The 554-nt window shown below is 45.1% G+C and carries 1 protein-coding gene and 1 pseudogene; both read left to right on the top strand.

The features are described from left to right. The first annotated feature begins 59 nt into the window (after positions 1–59). On the top strand, positions 60–362 hold the full coding sequence (locus R7Q11_RS28520) for a PTS fructose transporter subunit IIB (protein WP_005463048.1): 303 nt from the start codon (positions 60–62) through the stop codon (positions 360–362). Positions 363–370: 8 nt separating this feature from the next. Next, positions 371–554 (top strand): annotated as a pseudogene (locus tag R7Q11_RS28515) (PTS fructose transporter subunit IIA); the annotation flags it as partial.

The raw sequence follows: 554 nt of genomic DNA, 5'->3' as shown, positions 1-554 counted from the left end.
AAATCAATTCAATCTGCGGTGGCTGTGTTAATATCCACAAAAAATAAAATGGATAGAACATGAAAATCGTAGCGGTGACAGCATGCCCTACAGGCATCGCTCATACCTATATGGCGGCAGATGCACTAATGAAAGCTGCGCCAAAACATAACGTGCAAATTAAAGTAGAAACGCAAGGTGCGATGGGGATAGAAAATCAGCTCACTCCGCACGATATCGCTCAAGCGGATCGGGTTTTGATCGTGTCGGATATTGAGATAGAACAACCTGGCCGATTCGAAGGGACGCGCAAAATTCAAATCCCCATTGAAGAGGTCTTGCTGAACGTCGACAAAGTATTCCTCGTCCACTGCCGCGACTAAATTTGCAGATGAACGAATACCAAATCACCTTTTTCGTCGATAATGCAAATGCCAGTGCGCACCTTGCTCAGCCACTCAATCGAGTGGCAAAGAAGTTCAAAAGTACCTTACATATCATTAATGTAACGCAAAATCGTGTTGCGGAACTCACCAAGTCCGTGGCGATTTTGCAAGCAGGTCTACAACAAGGTG

The sequence above is a fragment of the Vibrio sp. 970 genome (assembly GCF_033339075.1).
This window is presented reverse-complemented; position numbering and strand designations above follow the sequence as displayed.